Annotated in this window: 12 protein-coding genes; 7 read left to right on the forward strand and 5 right to left on the reverse strand. The window is 46.3% G+C overall.

Features of this window, described 5'->3' with window-relative positions; translation table 11 throughout:
- Positions 1-144 precede the first annotated feature (144 nt).
- Positions 145-1,398, reverse strand: coding sequence for a cation:dicarboxylate symporter family transporter (locus ACUYLD_RS20260; protein WP_446675843.1), 1,254 nt, complete (start codon positions 1,396-1,398; stop codon positions 145-147).
- Between the two features lie 211 nt (positions 1,399-1,609).
- On the opposite strand from ACUYLD_RS20260, the gene ACUYLD_RS20265 reads away from it, so the two are divergent.
- Positions 1,610-2,914, forward strand: a complete 1,305-nt coding sequence (locus ACUYLD_RS20265; RefSeq protein ID WP_446675844.1) for a sensor histidine kinase — start codon at positions 1,610-1,612, stop codon at positions 2,912-2,914.
- Between the two features lie 5 nt (positions 2,915-2,919).
- Positions 2,920-3,849 carry a response regulator gene (locus ACUYLD_RS20270; RefSeq protein WP_061831911.1) on the forward strand — a complete coding sequence of 310 codons (930 nt, stop codon included), beginning with the start codon at positions 2,920-2,922 and terminating at the stop codon, positions 3,847-3,849.
- Between the two features lie 202 nt (positions 3,850-4,051).
- Here the strand turns inward: ACUYLD_RS20270 and ACUYLD_RS20275 are convergent, their stop codons facing one another.
- A complete protein-coding gene (locus tag ACUYLD_RS20275; protein ID WP_446675845.1) occupies positions 4,052-4,555 on the reverse strand; it encodes a MarR family transcriptional regulator in 504 nt (167 codons plus the stop codon).
- Between the two features lie 103 nt (positions 4,556-4,658).
- Complete coding sequence (locus ACUYLD_RS20280) at positions 4,659-6,158, reverse strand: monooxygenase (protein WP_446675846.1); 1,500 nt, start codon at positions 6,156-6,158, stop codon at positions 4,659-4,661.
- Between the two features lie 308 nt (positions 6,159-6,466).
- Between ACUYLD_RS20280 and ACUYLD_RS20285 the strand changes: the two genes are divergently transcribed.
- Both ACUYLD_RS20285 and ACUYLD_RS20290 read left to right on the forward strand, forming a co-directional pair.
- Positions 6,467-6,964: a DinB family protein gene (locus ACUYLD_RS20285; RefSeq protein WP_446675847.1), complete on the forward strand. Its 498-nt coding sequence runs from the start codon at positions 6,467-6,469 to the stop codon at positions 6,962-6,964.
- Between the two features lie 204 nt (positions 6,965-7,168).
- Positions 7,169-8,368, forward strand: coding sequence for an MFS transporter (locus tag ACUYLD_RS20290; protein ID WP_322174141.1), 1,200 nt, complete (start codon positions 7,169-7,171; stop codon positions 8,366-8,368).
- Between the two features lie 21 nt (positions 8,369-8,389).
- Here ACUYLD_RS20290 and ACUYLD_RS20295 read toward each other — a convergent pair whose 3' ends face one another.
- Together ACUYLD_RS20295 and ACUYLD_RS20300 are read right to left on the reverse strand one after the other, a co-directional pair.
- Positions 8,390-9,211 (reverse strand): endonuclease/exonuclease/phosphatase family protein, encoded by an 822-nt coding sequence (locus ACUYLD_RS20295; protein ID WP_446675848.1) that lies wholly within the window; start codon positions 9,209-9,211, stop codon positions 8,390-8,392.
- Positions 9,212-9,216: 5 nt separating this feature from the next.
- Entirely contained in the window at positions 9,217-10,881 is a 1,665-nt protein-coding gene (locus ACUYLD_RS20300; protein ID WP_069290844.1) for a PTS transporter subunit IIBC, read from the reverse strand.
- Positions 10,882-11,123: 242 nt separating this feature from the next.
- Here ACUYLD_RS20300 and ACUYLD_RS20305 point away from each other — a divergent pair, with 242 nt between their 5' ends.
- From ACUYLD_RS20305 to pgmB, 3 genes are all read left to right on the forward strand, one after another.
- Complete coding sequence (locus tag ACUYLD_RS20305; protein ID WP_103048414.1) at positions 11,124-12,131, forward strand: LacI family DNA-binding transcriptional regulator; 1,008 nt, start codon at positions 11,124-11,126, stop codon at positions 12,129-12,131.
- A 154-nt stretch (positions 12,132-12,285) separates the two neighbouring features.
- Complete coding sequence (locus tag ACUYLD_RS20310; protein ID WP_446675849.1) at positions 12,286-14,568, forward strand: glycoside hydrolase family 65 protein; 2,283 nt, start codon at positions 12,286-12,288, stop codon at positions 14,566-14,568.
- A 25-nt stretch (positions 14,569-14,593) separates the two neighbouring features.
- Complete coding sequence (gene pgmB / locus ACUYLD_RS20315) at positions 14,594-15,259, forward strand: beta-phosphoglucomutase (RefSeq protein WP_446675850.1); 666 nt, start codon at positions 14,594-14,596, stop codon at positions 15,257-15,259.
- Positions 15,260-15,284: the final 25 nt, after the last annotated feature.

The raw sequence follows: 15,284 nt of genomic DNA on the forward strand, positions 1-15,284 counted from the left end.
ATGTCCATATACCTAAATATTCATACAAAAAACATCGAAAAATGTCGAAAAAGGAACGGCCTTAATAAGTCTGGAAATGAAAAGAACACCTTCGCATTACTTCGCAAAAGTGCTCTTTCTGGCAACTATTCAGTTCGTTGCATCTTATTTAATTGAAGCAACGTATTCCTCGCCCTTTTCTTTATCATATTGGCCTTCCCATTTGGACATGACCACAGCGGCAAGCGAGTTGCCTAATACATTGACTACCGTACGCGCCATATCCAGAATGCGATCAATACCAGCAATAAAAGCCAACCCCTCCAGCGGGAGGTTCACTGCTCCAAGTGTAGCGAGCAAAACGACAAAGGAAGCACCTGGCACCCCTGCAATACCTTTAGATGAAATAATCAAAACTAGCACCAGCGTGATTTGTGTCGTGATTGGGAGGTCAATGCCATACATTTGGGCAATAAAAATCGCAGCCAGTGCCTGATACAGGGTGGAACCGTCCAGATTAAAAGAATACCCAATCGGAATGACAAAGGACGTAATTCCTTTAGGACATCCGAACTTCTCCATCTTCTCCATGATCTTAGGCAAAACACTTTCCGAACTGGCCGTCGAATATGCAAGCAACAGCTCACTTTTCAAAATTTTAACCATAGTCCAGAGTCGGGTACCGCAAAGCTTGGCGATAATTCCAAAAACAATCACAATGAACAGTATCATGGAGCCGTACACCGACAAAACAAGCTTCAATAAAGGCCATAACGAGGCCAATCCAAACTTGGCTACTGTCGTTCCAATCAGGGCAAATACACCGAACGGAGCCAGGCGCATGACCTGATTGGTTACCCAGAACATGGCGTCGGCTACGCCTTCAAAGAAATTCAGCACAGGCTTGCCTTTGTCACCAATCGCCGCTACCCCTAATCCAAACAGTACGGAGAAGAATATAATAGCCAGCATATCTCCGTCGCCCAGGGCGTGAATAACATTGGTAGGAACAATATGCACAATCGTATCTATAAAGCTATGGCCTGACTTCTCTGCAGTCTCTACATAGGAATGGATATCACTCTTGGCCAGGTGGGACATGTCCACGCCGTCACCCGGTCGAACCAGATTGGCAACAAGCAGTCCGAAAAGGATGGCGATTGTCGTTACAATCTCAAAGTAAAGGATCGACTTTCCGCCGAGTTTACCCAATTTTTTCATGTCGCCCACGCCGGCAACGCCGATAATGAGTGTTGAGATCACAATAGGCACGACAATCATCTTGATCAAGCGGATGAAAATATCGCCGATTGGCTTTAAGTAGACTTCCACCCCTGAATTGCCGTAAAATAAGGCACCAATAATAATACCTAAAGCCAGACCGATAAAGATTTGCATCGTCAAATTAATCTTTTTCACTTCGCGTCCCCCCTGGCTGATTTGTATATTTTTGCAGTATGCTGTTCTTAATATTCAAATGATGTTATTTATACTACAATCTGATCTATAAAAAACGACAATTATCTACAGCTGCATTTATTTTTTTCTATAAATTCACAAACTTTAACGGCGAGCCTGTGAATTTAGCTCACATTGCCTTTCTGACTGAATACCCAGGAGGTGAATATAAATGAAGTTGAATACGCTCCTTTTCCTGCTCATGCTTGTATTTGTACCGCTCGCAGGTGAGCTGAATATTCACCCGTTCGCTAATACATTCCGTCTCAGCTTTGGTACGCCTGTATTTTTTTTCTTTCTGTTATCTATTCGTCATATTCCGCCTGCATTATCGGGAGTGCTTACAGGGATAGCGGTAGTCGCCTTTCGCATCTTACTCAATCATTACACTCAGCCCGGCCTTCCCTTCGAAGAGTTGCTGACACTGCACGGCCCTACCTTTTTTTATTACATGGTCTACGGCCTGCTCTTCCAGGTCCTTAACATTAATGCTGAGCCTTACCGCGCACTCCGCGTGGGCATCCTCTCTGTAGGGATTGAGGTTGCCGCCAGTGTGTCGGAACTTAGCGTCCGGTGGAGCATGGACGGCGATTTCTGGGACATCATTAAGATCAGCAAAGTAGCTTTCATGGCTATGATCCGCAGCTTCTTCGTGCTTGGGTTTTATAATATGATTCGGTTAAATCAATCGGTCCAGCATGAAGAGGCACAGAGGCAGCAGACGGAGCGAATTTTACTCCTTGTATCGGACTTGTATGAGGAGTCGGTCCAGTTAGGCAAAACGCTGTCACATGCAGAACAAATCACTCGTGAAAGCTACGAGCTGTACCGTGAGCTGCAGCAGGATGAATCTCTGAAGGATAGAGAACATTACGCCAGACAGGCACTTCGTATTTCCGGACAGGTTCACGAGATCAAAAAAGACAGCCAGCGGATTTTTGCTGGTTTGTCCAAGCTGATTGATGCCGAAAGCGGAGTGCATTACATGGCTTCTCAAGAGCTTGGGGAGCTAATTATCCGAACGAACAGCAAATACGCCCAATCGCTGGACAAGTCCATCCGTTTTACCCTAGATGTCGATCCTTTGTTGCCCAAGCTGCATGTTTATACCGTTTTGACACTTATTAATAACCTGACAGCCAATGCAGTTGAATCAATGAAAGACAGTGGAAGGATTGACGTTTCCATTCGCTTTCTAGCGGGAAAAGAGGATGTAGTAACCTTTATTGTCACCGACAACGGGCCGGGTATTCCTCAGCGTAAACGGGAAATGGTCTTCACACCGGGGTATACGACCAAGTATGATGAGGAAGGACAGCCGTCGACCGGTATGGGATTGTTTTATGTACGTGAGGTCGCGGAGAGCCTTGGAGGAACGATTGAACTGCAACAGGATGAAGAAGAGAATACAGATAGATTACAGACCACTTTTAGAATTACATTGCCTTTACGGAAACTGACGGAGAAAGGAAGATAGCCCGGATGCGTTTTTATATTGTGGATGACGATCAGGGAATTCGTTCTATGCTGGCAGACATTATTGAAGACGAAGGTCTAGGAGAAGTCATCGGGGAAGCAGAGGATGGTACCTACGTGAATAGCGGCCTCCTGGAGCTGAACCGGATTGATGTATTGCTGATTGACTTGCTGATGCCGCTTCGTGACGGCATTCAGACCGTGCGTGCACTCGGCGATCAATTCAGCGGCAAAATCATTATGATTTCTCGCATCGAATCCAAAAACATGATCGGCGAGGCATACTCGCTCGGTATTGAATATTATGTGGCCAAGCCTTTGAATCGACTGGAGATTATTGCAGTTATTCATAAGGTGGCTGAGCGTCTGCGCATGCAGCAGTCGATTACGGATATTCAGCGCACGCTTCAAGGGTTGTCGATGTTCACAACGAATAACCCAACGGCAACAATTGAACCGACCCGAAACATCGTAACTTCCGGGCAGTTTCTGCTCTCCGAAATGGGGATGATCGGCGAAGCCGGGAGTATGGATTTACTGGACATGCTGGAATTTCTGGACCAGTATGAGGAGGAAACAGGCAATCTATCTCCCTATCTGTTCCCGCCGTTGAAGGATATATTTGCTAATGTAGCGTCCAAACGGTTAGGGGCTTCAGCCTCAGCAGTAGAGCTGAGTAAGGAAATCAAAGCATCGGAGCAACGTGTCCGCCGTGCTATTTTCCAGACGCTAAGCCATATAGTATCGCTCGGATTGACTGACTATACCCATCCTAAATTTGAAAATTATGCATCCAAATTTTTTGATTTTACAGAAATCCGCAAAAAAATGCTGGAGCTGCAAAACAATGTGGAGCCTTCACTGTCCCAAGCCCGCATTAATACGAAAAAATTCGTACAGGTGCTCTATATGGAAGCAAAACGGCTATTACACTAAGCATTTTGCATAAATCCCAAGAGTATTCACAAATCAGCAATATATAGATCGGAACGGGTTAGCCCGTCTATATATTGTACCCTCGAGCGTTGGGAATCGAATTATGCAAAATGCTGACATTAAAAGAAAAGCACCTGCATCTCCCCATGTATCTATTACTTGGAGATTAACAGGTGCCCATCGTTGATGATTAGATATCCCTTTAGTCCAGACTCTTGTCCTGCCACTCCATAGCTTCCAAGAGATCTACACCATCGGACAGCAGACGTTTCAAGACATTCAGATCTTCCGAGCTATAACGATTTAAAAATTGAAATAACTGCTGCTGTACCTTAACATGCAGTCGTTCATGCACAAGAAAGAGTCTTTTCCCCAAAGGGGTTAACCGAAAATAAATTTCTTTCTTGTTGTCGTTAAGCTGGGTTCTGCGAATCCAGCCTTCCTTGAGCAGCTTGGTGCTGACTTTCGAAACTGTACCCTTGCTCAGCTCAATTCGATCCGCTAATGTCGTAACATTAATCGGCTCATGCCGCCCGATACAATCCATAACGTGCACATCCGTCATATTGAGCGAAGTCATTCCATCAAAGTGCTCGCGGATTTCTTCGAGAAAGGTCATGCTCTCTCTTTGCTGATGCTGCTCCCACTGGTGATTCATCTTAATAAGCAAATCATAGACATGCTGAACCGATGTCGCCTTTTCCATACGAACAAGTAGTCACTCCTTTGGCATACTCCTCCTTTCATTATAGCCCACATTTGTTTCACAAGAAACAATATGGTCATGTTATGAACATACCCTTTCCCCTTTATACCAATGTGGCAATGCCGTCCTTAATCACACTCAATATATCCGTTTGTTTCATAGAAATGGCCCAAGCGATATACCCATCCGGACGGATGAGAACCGTATGCACATCTCTCCATCCCACGGGCAATTCTTCGGCTACGGCCTCCACATATGAAATATGTGAAAGTGAGCTATGGCGAAACTCATTCGATACCTCATTATCCTGTGCAAGATGGAGAAGTACAAAGCAGCCTTCATGAAGAAGATCGTAAGCATACGATGTCATTCCGTCAGGCAAATGCAATTCAAAATCAGCAAACCGTTTCCCGTTCAGTGGATGCTGCGGTATATTGCCAGCCGCCGGATAACATACATCCAGTGCACTAATCTGCTCTGCCATAGATTGATTAATTCCCGGATGGCGGAACCATTCCTCATGTAATTGGCGGTGTGCCAATACAGCAGGCGTAAAGCCCAATAAGCGGGTCTGAACCTCGGTATTCCGTAAGAACTGCGTATTAACCGGATAACGTTCGTCATGATAGCTACTCAGCAGCGTGTCTGGAGCCCAGCCACGAATCACTCCGGCCAGCTTCCATCCCAGATTTGCCGCCTCTTGCAAGCCAACATTCATTCCCTGCCCACCTGCTGGGAAGTGGATATGCGCAGCATCACCTGCTAGCAGGATTCTCCCTTTACGATAGGTCTGCGCCTGCCGCGTTGCATTCCCGAATCGAGATAACCAGCGAGGATTGGATACGCCAAGATCTGTACCGAGCAGATCATACAGTCCTGTCTGCACTTCTTCCAGCGTCACAGGTACGTCCTTCGGAAACTCCATCATTCGCGGTGTAGTCAAAATAACCCGATAAATATCTGGATACACGGGGGCAATCATCACCCCACCTCGTTCACTATATTCGGAATGTACGCCACTTTCAGGCGGATTGGCTAACTCTACATCTGCCAATACAGCGGTCAGAGTCGTATCCGTGCCCGGAAAAGCAATCCCGGCTTGTTTACGCACGATACTCCCAGCCCCATCCGCTCCTACGACATAAGCAGCAGTCATCACCGATACATTGGCTTGTGGTCCAGATGTGCATACACCTACCACCTCTACGCCCTGCTCGTGCTCTCGCACAGATACCACTTCCATGCCACGATGGACGACAACTCCCAGCTTGAGCGCATGCTCCTCGATCACTTGCTCTGTAATCACCTGTGGAATAAACAACGTGTAATTAGAAGAACTATCAAGCACAGAAAAATCCAAGCGGGTATTCAGCATTGAAAAGTGACCCGTACGTATAGGTCTGCCGCGCTTCATAAACCGCTCCTTCAATCCACGCATATCAAACATCTCAAGCGTCCGTGGATGTAGCGTAAGCGCACGCGACTGGCCACTAGGCTCCTCTAAACGTTCAATTACACATACGCTTACGCTTGCTAATGCCAACTCAGCAGCTAACCACATTCCAACAGGTCCGCCGCCTACTACAATCACTTCGTAATCCATGTTCACACCCCTATCTAAAATCTTTATTCCCACCACCTAATTGTTTCACATGAAACAATATATACATACAGAAAGCTCCCCTTAACATTTCCGTATATATCAAACAAACATATACAGCCATTTTTATTGTTTCTATTGAAACAATATTATTGTAATTTAATTGAGAACAATTATCAACCACTTTATTAAAAAGATTTCTACCCTTTACTTTAAATCATGCATTCATTTCCATTTTATAAAATATAATTGTATAATCGTAAAATGAGAATAAGCTAGAAACAAGTTCTCCATAGAAGGGATGATGATACATGTCGGATGCAAACCAATTATTCGGTCAAGCACTGGTTAAATCACTGGTCGGGGAACGTGGACATATTCGAGTAGCTCGGGCTTTACCAGACATCGACGTCGAGCTGGCAGGGAAGAAAAATGCAGAAATGCCTTACAGCATTTATCAACTGCTGAAGCATATGATTTACTGGCAGCAGTTCATGCTGGAGCATTTGGAAGGACGAAAACCCCAGCTTCCGGGCAATGTCATGGAAAGCTGGACCGAAGAGACTGGACCGCAGAACGAAGAGGCATGGCAGGCTGTCATTAACGAATTTTTACAGGGCGTAGATCAGGCTGTGCAGATTGCCGAAACCGCACAACTGGATGATTCACTAGCTCATTTTCCAGGTGAAACGAAAGCAGGACTGCTGCGGAATATCGCTTCCCACAATTCATATCATTTGGGTGAAATCGTGCTGCTACGCCGGATTTATGGAGCTTGGCCACCACCAGGAGGCGGCTTTCCAGTCTAAAGGCAACACCATGCTCTAATCAAGCTTTCCCCCATCCGCTGCTCCATACCTCCATCATTGCAATGGGATTTAGGCACCGCGAGGAACTCGCTTGCGTACCCTATATGGGAACCTACTAACTCGACCTGAAGCCGTTTACCCGTAATCAGGTGCAATCCGAATAACGGTTCCCATGATGCAAGACCAAAGAGAGGTTTCGAGGTTATGGTGAGACACTTATATTTAAATCGTAATATTGCCTGTATGATTGTGATCAGCCTTATTGCTAACATGAGTGGAAGTATGATCCTTCCACTCTTTGCTATTTATGTAGAGCAATTCGGGATATCCGTACTCGGCATGAGCATTTTATTTTCTCTATTTTATGTAGGTAGATTTCTTGGTGGAGGCTTGGCAGGACGAATTTATGAAAAGATTGGCGCAAAACGCTTGGGGTTGAGCTTACTCATTGCCGAAATCGCTTGTATGCTCCTGTTTCCGATTGCAACAAGCTTCATCATTCTATCCCTACTGAGGCTCCTCCAAGGCTTGGTAGCCATAGGGCTAACCGTCTTTGTAAGAGTCACGATCAACCATATGAGCACCGCAGATAATCGAGGCATGCTCAATGGATATATCAGCAGCAGTGAAGGTGCCGGTATGATTTTAGGGCCTCTGATGAGTGGAGCTATTGTTTCTTATTTTTCTTTATCCATTCCGTTTTATTTCGTTGCTATTTTCTCATGTATATCCTTCGTTGCCGTCTCCAGAATGACTTTCCCCAGTCTCTCTTCCAAACCTCAGCAACAGCACGCACCCCTTCATGAGTCGAAAAGAAAAACCATGCTAACGAAACAGCTACTGCTCTATTCCACCGTTCATTTCCTTGAAATGAGTGCATTCGCTATATTTTTAACGTACTTCTCCATATATGCAACCTACAAGCTCCATTGGAGCCCCGCAGAAATTAGCTTAGCTTTTACCATTATCGGCATATCGACCTTCATATCAGCCCCCTTTATTGGCAAACTATCTGATCTACTTAAGGATCGCTTGATGCTTTGTATCATCGGTCTATTGTTGATCATGGTGGAAATCATCTTATTTCTTTGGTTCACAGAACCGTGGATCGTATACTTAGGGATGTTCATCGGAGGTATAGGAGGAGCCAGCTATCTGGATTCCTTTTACTCGCAACTAGGGGATGTTATTCCTGAGGAGAATAGAAGCTCATTTATCGGCAACGTTGTATCTTTGTCTGAATTGGGGGCCATTGTGTCTCCGATCATCGCAGGTGCACTCATAGAACAGTTTAGCATCAACACTCCCTTTTACTACAATTTGATTTTGGTGTTGATCGCTATAGTTATCCAATATGTTATTCGTTTCAAGTCGAAATCTATAAGAAAAAGGCCAATTGCATAAGCAACTGGCCTCCTTTCTTTCTCACAGCTCCAACTCAACTGCAACCCCAAAATGATCCGATACAACTGGTCCCGTTTTCCCGTTCAGTACAACGGTTGAGGATTGAACCTGTGCAGCCTTATTGGAGAAGATAAAGTCAATACGGAGCGGCTCCGCATTACTTTCCCAACCAGCAATAGCTTTAATCACTGTGTGGCCTTCATCACGTACTGCTGCATTCGGATAGGTGTCCGACCAGCCGGATTGCAGTACATAGTCATATCCTTCTCCGCGTACTTCAGCCGCGTTGTTGAAATCACCCATCATAAACACAGGAGTCGGAGCAAAAGAATTTAGCACTTTGGTTGTACGATCCCATAGTCCACGGAAGGATTCTTCATCATTCCACCAGTTATAATGTCCACTTACAAACCAGGCCCGCACTCCGTCCACCACAGTTTGAACGCCGACAATTTTACGTGAGCGGTAGTTGTCATAATCCTGTAGCGAGGAAACATATTCGTTCACCGTAGCTGTAATCGGTGTTTTGGACAGAATCGCCAAACCCTCGTCGTATTTGGCAAAACCAACATGTGCGGGAGCCCACGTCCACTGATAAGCATCGGACAATAGCCCGTTCAGCACATAAGCATAGTTATCACGCTTAATGACAACTTCAGGATCTGCGCTATAATAAGCGCCCAAATCGTCCGGCGACAAAGGAGTGTCTTCCATGGACTGGTTCACTTCCTGCAAAGCAATGACATCAAACTGCTGTTCATCAATAAAAGCAGCCAGCTGCTTTAGCTTATCATGCTGGTTTTCTTCCATCCAAGCATGTGCATTTAAGGTTAACAACTTCAAAGTAATCACCTGTTGAGTATGTCTTGTATATCTGATTTAAGCACATCGGCCTTCGGTCCGTAAACCGCCTGCACCCCATTATCTACTTTTATCAAGCCTAAGGCACCCAGCGCTTTCCACGTCTTTTCGTCCCCAACGGCATCCGTATCCTTCACCGTCACACGCAGACGGGTCATGCAAGCGTCCACCTCGACAATGTTCTGCTCACCCCCAAGCGTCTTGATGATATCCGTAGCCAGTTGATTTTGAGTGGAAACAGCTGCCACACCCTCTGTCTTCGTACTCCCAGCCACGGAAGTCCCTTGAGGCTCCTCATCCGTATAGTTCCCCAGTCTTCCCGGCGTAGCCATTTTCAATTTACCGATCATAAAATACGCGATAAAGTAGGTTGCTACAGCAAACACCACACAAGTCAGCACGAAGTTAATAATATCCTGCACCAAACCCGCATTTATAGACAACGGCATTCGGGTCAGCAGTTCAATCATACCAAACGAATGTAAACGTAAATGTATGATGTCGGCCATTCCGAACGCAATACCGGTAAGAATAGCATAAACCACATACAGCACAGGCGCCACGAACATAAACATGAATTCCAGTGGCTCCGTTACCCCTGTTAAAAAGACAGCTGCGGCTGCCGAAAAGATCATCGACTTGTACTTGCTGCGTTTATCTTTGTCTACACGGCGATACATAGCCACCGCTAGTCCCATAAGGATTCCTGCTCCACCGATCATTTGTCCTACCTTGAAGCGAGCAGGCGTCACGCCTTCCAACAAGCTATTGTAGGCTGTCGGATCAGTACCACGAAGCGCACTCAGGTCACTTGCCCAAGCCAGCCACAGCGGATCTTGCCCGGCAACGACGCTTCCTGCCCCGGAACCCGTAAGTGTCGTGTAAACGCCACCAAGTTGAGTATAGTTAATAGGAACGGTCAGCATATGGTGAAGTCCAAAAGGAATTAGTAGTCTTTCCAGTGTACCATAGACAAATGGCGCTACAAAAGGAGCCGACTCCCCTGAAGTCGCTAACCAAATACCGAACTGATTAATCCCCCCCTGAACAAATGGCCAGATGGCAGACATGATCAAACTTACGATGACAGACCATAAAATCACGACAAAAGGAACAAAACGTTTGCCGTTAAAAAAAGCTAAAGCATCTGGCAGCTTGCGGTAATTGTAGTACTTGTTAAATACCACGGCTCCGACAAAGCCGGAGATGATACCGACAAACACACCCATATTAAGTGCAGGTGCCCCTAAGACAGAGGTAAAATAGCCACTAACCGGAATGGATGCACCAAAAAGAGTGTGGGTGGTGGCACCCTCCTGGGTTAGCATTTTCGAGGACACACCCAAAATCGTTCCTGTTGAAATATTAATGAGAATAAAGGCAATTAAGGCCGCAAAAGCTCCGCCCGCCCGTTCCTTAGCCCAGGAACCACCAATCGCCACGGCAAACAGTATGTGTAAATTATTGATAATACCCCAACCCAAATTCTCCATAACCCCGCCGACGGTCAACCAGAAATGGATATCACCAGCCAACATCGCCACTACTTTACCAAGCGAAATCATAATCCCGGCTGCCGGCATAACAGCAACAACCACTAGCAGTGCTTTCCCGAGCTTTTGCCAAAAATCAAATGATAGAAGTTTTTTCATGCTCCTTCAATCCCCATCCCTTATAGTATGTACAGCGTTGTTTGTACCCTATAAACATTATGCAATCGGTTGCACAATTATTATAATGATATCGCTTTCTATTGGCAATACCCTAATTGTAAATATCTTGGCTAATGATCATAGAAATACTCGAAAAAGCCGCGAATTTGTTGATTTTCGAGCAATATCGTATGATAGAACATAATATTTCCTGCTTGAGATAGCAAAAGGAGACGAAGACGATGGCAGTAACCATCAAAGATGTCGCAAAACGTGCTAATGTTGCTACTTCCACCGTATCCCGTGTCATTCAAGACAGCCCCAAAATCAGCGAAGCGACCAAGGCACGTGTCCGTAAAGAAATGAAGGCGCTTGGCTATGAACCCAACTATTCAGCTCAGAGTCTGGCTAACCGTGTCACACAGTCAATTGGCATCATTATGCCTGAATCGGATGTGGCAATCTTTCAAAATCCGTTCTTTCCGGAAAGCCTTCGTGGGATCAGCGAATGGGTAAATGAGCACAACTATACACTGTCCATTGTCACAGGAAAAACGAGCGATGAATTGCTATCCCGCGTGAAGCTGATGACCCGGACCGGGCGTGTTGACGGCTATATTGTTCTGTACTCCAAGCAAAAAGATAGCATTGTGGAGTACCTTCATAAAGAAAAAATACCTTACACCGTAATCGGTAAGCCTCAGCAATTTGTCAGTGAAACTACCCATGTAGATAACGATAACTACCAGGCTGCCAAGGATGTGGTCACTTATTTGACTGGGCTGAATCATCAGCACATTGCTTATGTTGGCGGTGATCATGAACACATCGTGAATATTGAAAGACTTCGAGGCTACCAGGATGCGTTGCGAGAGGCAGGCTTGCCTTTACCCAAGGAATACGTGGTCAGGGAGCCATTTAATCTGGAGGACATGCGGACATTATTGCAGGCCACCCCGCCGCCTACCGCGATGATCGTTAGCGACGACCTTGTAGCCATGGCAGTACAGAAAATGCTTTCTCAGCTAGGCGTGTCCATGCCAGAGCAGTTATCCATGGTGAGCTTCAATAATCTAATGCTAGCTGAGCTGATGAATCCCCCTCTGACTTCCGTGGATATTGATATCTTTACTCTAGGTTATCAGGCAGCCAAAAGCCTGATTGAAAAAATCGAGGACCCCAAGGAATTGACCAAACACATCATTGTTCCCCACCGAATCGTGGAGCGCAAATCCAGCCAATTACTATGATTCTTAGCGGAATGAACAAGAACTGATTTTGTGGAAACCCATAAAATCAGTTTTTTTGCGTTGACAGGGCAAACGGTTGCACTATATACTGAACTCGCTCATATACTGGTTTCGTTAAAACAACGATCTCATTTTCCGAGAGGGGTACGCAATCATGGTTTACAACCGATTATTTGACGTAGATAGCTGGAAGCTGACAACACACACTCTACATAGCACACACATGCGATTACAGGAAAGTATAACGTCCATAGGCAACGGTTATATGGGCATGCGCGGCAATTTTGAAGAAGCTTATTCAGGTGATCATCATCAGGGAACTTATATCTCCGGTGTATGGTTCCCCGACAAAACAAAGGTCGGCTGGTGGAAAAACGGCTATCCTGAATATTTTGGTAAGGTCATCAATGCCATGAACTTCATCGGCATCCGTCTGATCATAAACCAAGAGGAAGTAGACTTATTTACGGCACACATCAGCGATTTTGTGCAGGAGTTGGACATGAAACAGGGTATCCTGCGACGCACCTGCACCGTGAACGATCAGGTTCGTATCACTACGGAGCGTTTTCTGAGCATCACCACTCGTGAGCTATGCCTGATTGATTACCAAGCAACGAATATAAGCGAGCAGCCTCTAACCATAGAGCTTGTCCCTTATTTGGACGGCAATACGAAGAATGAAGACACGAACTATGATGAGGTTTTTTGGTTGGAGGAGGCCCGAGAAGTTCAAGAACAATTCATCAGCCTGTCCACAACAACTATAGATAATCCCTTCGGTATTCCGCGCTTTACCGTAAACGCTACCATGGGTATTGTGACCGAGGGACAGGATCTGCAGACGACGGAAGAGAGCTTTTTGTATGCTGCACGCCACTATCAATACAGCGTCGCTCCGGGCGACAGTATCCAGCTGCAAAAAATTGTGGCGGTTACCACCTCACGGGATATGGAAAAGGATGCGTTAATTCCACAAGCTGAACGACTTGCCGTGGAAGCTGTGAACAAAGGCTATGCTTCGCTCAAGCAGGAGCATATCGCAGCTTGGGCCCGACGTTGGGACAAAGCCGATGTAGAAATCGAGGGAGATACAGAGGCCCAGCAGGGAATACGCTTTAACATTTTTCAGCTGTTCTCTACGTACTACGGCGAAGATGCCCGTCTGAACATTGGTCCCAAGGGCTTTACAGGTGAAAAATATGGTGGTGCCACCTATTGGGACACAGAAGCATATGCCGTGCCTATGTACCTGGCGCTTGCAGACCCGGATGTAACCCGAAATCTGCTGCTGTACCGTCACCAACAACTAGAGGGTGCCAAGCATAACGCAGCCCAGCAAGGGCTACGGGGTGCACTATACCCTATGGTCACTTTTACAGGTGTGGAGTGCCATAACGAATGGGAGATTACCTTTGAGGAAATCCACCGTAACGGGGCCATTGCGTATGCCATTTACAATTACACCAACTATACGGGGGACTCCTCCTACCTTCATCAGTACGGCATAGATGTACTGGTCGAAATTAGCCGCTTCTGGGCCGACCGGGTTCACTTTTCCAAAAGCCAGCAGCAGTATATGATCCACGGGGTTACCGGGCCGAACGAATACGAAAATAACGTCAATAACAACTGGTATACCAACACGCTGGCTGCATGGGTTTTGAAATATACCTTATCGGTCTTACCTCAAATTTCAGCAGAAAAATCAATGCATCTAGCGGTTACGGCTGATGAGCTTGCCCATTGGCAGGATATCATCACTCACATGTATTATCCCTATGATGAGGAGCGGGAAGTCTTCGTACAGCACGATACCTTTATGGATAAGGATTTGCAGCCTGTATCCTCCCTTGATCCCAGCAACCTTCCACTAAACCAGAAATGGTCATGGGATAAAATCCTTCGTTCCTGCTTCATTAAGCAGGCAGATGTGCTGCAAGGGCTGTATTTCTTTGGAGACCAGTTTACGCTGGAGGAAAAAGCGCGCAATTTTGCATTTTACGAGCCAATGACTGTTCATGAATCCAGTCTGTCCCCGTCCATTCATGCCGTGCTGGCTGCCGAACTCAAAATGGAGGAAAAGGCAGTCGAGATGTATAAGCGGACGGCCCGTCTGGATCTGGATAACTACAATAACGATACCGAAGACGGACTTCATATCACTTCCATGACAGGAAGCTGGCTGGCGATTGTACAGGGATTTGCCGGGATGAGAACGTATCGTGAAACATTAAGCTTCTCCCCCTTCCTGCCTCAAGGCTGGAACAAATATACGTTTAAAATCAACTATCGCGGTCGCTTGTTAAGTATTCTCGTACAGGAAAATGAAGTGATCATTACCCTGTTGGACGGAGAACCGCTGACGCTGGAGCTGTATGGAGAGCCAACGCACATTACCAGTGGACAGTCGTTAATGACGAACAGCGTTTCATAAATCGGGCAGACAGGGGGGAAACCAAATGAAAGCAGTCATTTTTGATCTGGACGGAGTCATTACAGATACCGCCGAATATCATTTTCAGGCATGGGGCAGCTTGGCGGCAGCGCTTAGCATCCCTTTTGATCGGGAATTCAATGAACAGTTAAAAGGAATCAGCCGTACGGAATCGCTCGACAAAATACTGGCGCGCGGTAACCTGTCCGATACGTTTTCAGAAGAAGGCAAGCAAGAACTGGCCACACGGAAAAATACGGAGTATCAGCGGCTCATCTCAGCTGTAACTCCCTCGGACATTCTTCCAGGCATTAAAGCGCTTCTGACAGAGCTTCGTGAAGCCCGAATCGGCATCGCGCTGGCCTCTGCAAGCAAAAATGCAGCATTTATCCTGGAGCGACTGGAGCTAGCGTACTATTTTGACAGTGTGGTGGATGTTACCGCCATTCGGCATGGCAAACCTGACCCGGAAATTTTCCTCACCGGAGCCGCAAATCTGGGCGTTCAGCCTGCCGACTGTATCGGTATAGAGGACGCACAGGCTGGCATACAGGCGATCAAAGGCGCCGGGATGTTCGCGGTCGGTGTAGGAACACCTTCGCAAATGCAAGGTGCGGATATCGTGGTAGCCACTACTGCCGAGCTTTCTCTGAGCATGTTGGAGGCACATTTCTACCAGTTCAAAAAGTGACCTCCACTCGGAGTAGTTTATATGG

It is taken from the genome of Paenibacillus sp. SER-28, from assembly GCF_052906305.1.

Coding starts and splice junctions, on each gene's coding strand:
- ACUYLD_RS20265 (WP_446675844.1), top strand. CDS start 1,610: ATGAAGTTGAATACGCTCCTTTTCCTGCTCATGCTTGTATTTGTACCG.
- ACUYLD_RS20270 (WP_061831911.1), top strand. CDS start 2,920: ATGCGTTTTTATATTGTGGATGACGATCAGGGAATTCGTTCTATGCTG.
- ACUYLD_RS20275 (WP_446675845.1), bottom strand. CDS start 4,555: ATGGAAAAGGCGACATCGGTTCAGCATGTCTATGATTTGCTTATTAAG.
- ACUYLD_RS20280 (WP_446675846.1), bottom strand. CDS start 6,158: ATGGATTACGAAGTGATTGTAGTAGGCGGCGGACCTGTTGGAATGTGG.
- ACUYLD_RS20285 (WP_446675847.1), top strand. CDS start 6,467: ATGTCGGATGCAAACCAATTATTCGGTCAAGCACTGGTTAAATCACTG.
- ACUYLD_RS20290 (WP_322174141.1), top strand. CDS start 7,169: ATGGTGAGACACTTATATTTAAATCGTAATATTGCCTGTATGATTGTG.
- ACUYLD_RS20300 (WP_069290844.1), bottom strand. CDS start 10,881: ATGAAAAAACTTCTATCATTTGATTTTTGGCAAAAGCTCGGGAAAGCA.
- ACUYLD_RS20305 (WP_103048414.1), top strand. CDS start 11,124: ATGGCAGTAACCATCAAAGATGTCGCAAAACGTGCTAATGTTGCTACT.
- ACUYLD_RS20310 (WP_446675849.1), top strand. CDS start 12,286: ATGGTTTACAACCGATTATTTGACGTAGATAGCTGGAAGCTGACAACA.
- pgmB (WP_446675850.1), top strand. CDS start 14,594: ATGAAAGCAGTCATTTTTGATCTGGACGGAGTCATTACAGATACCGCC.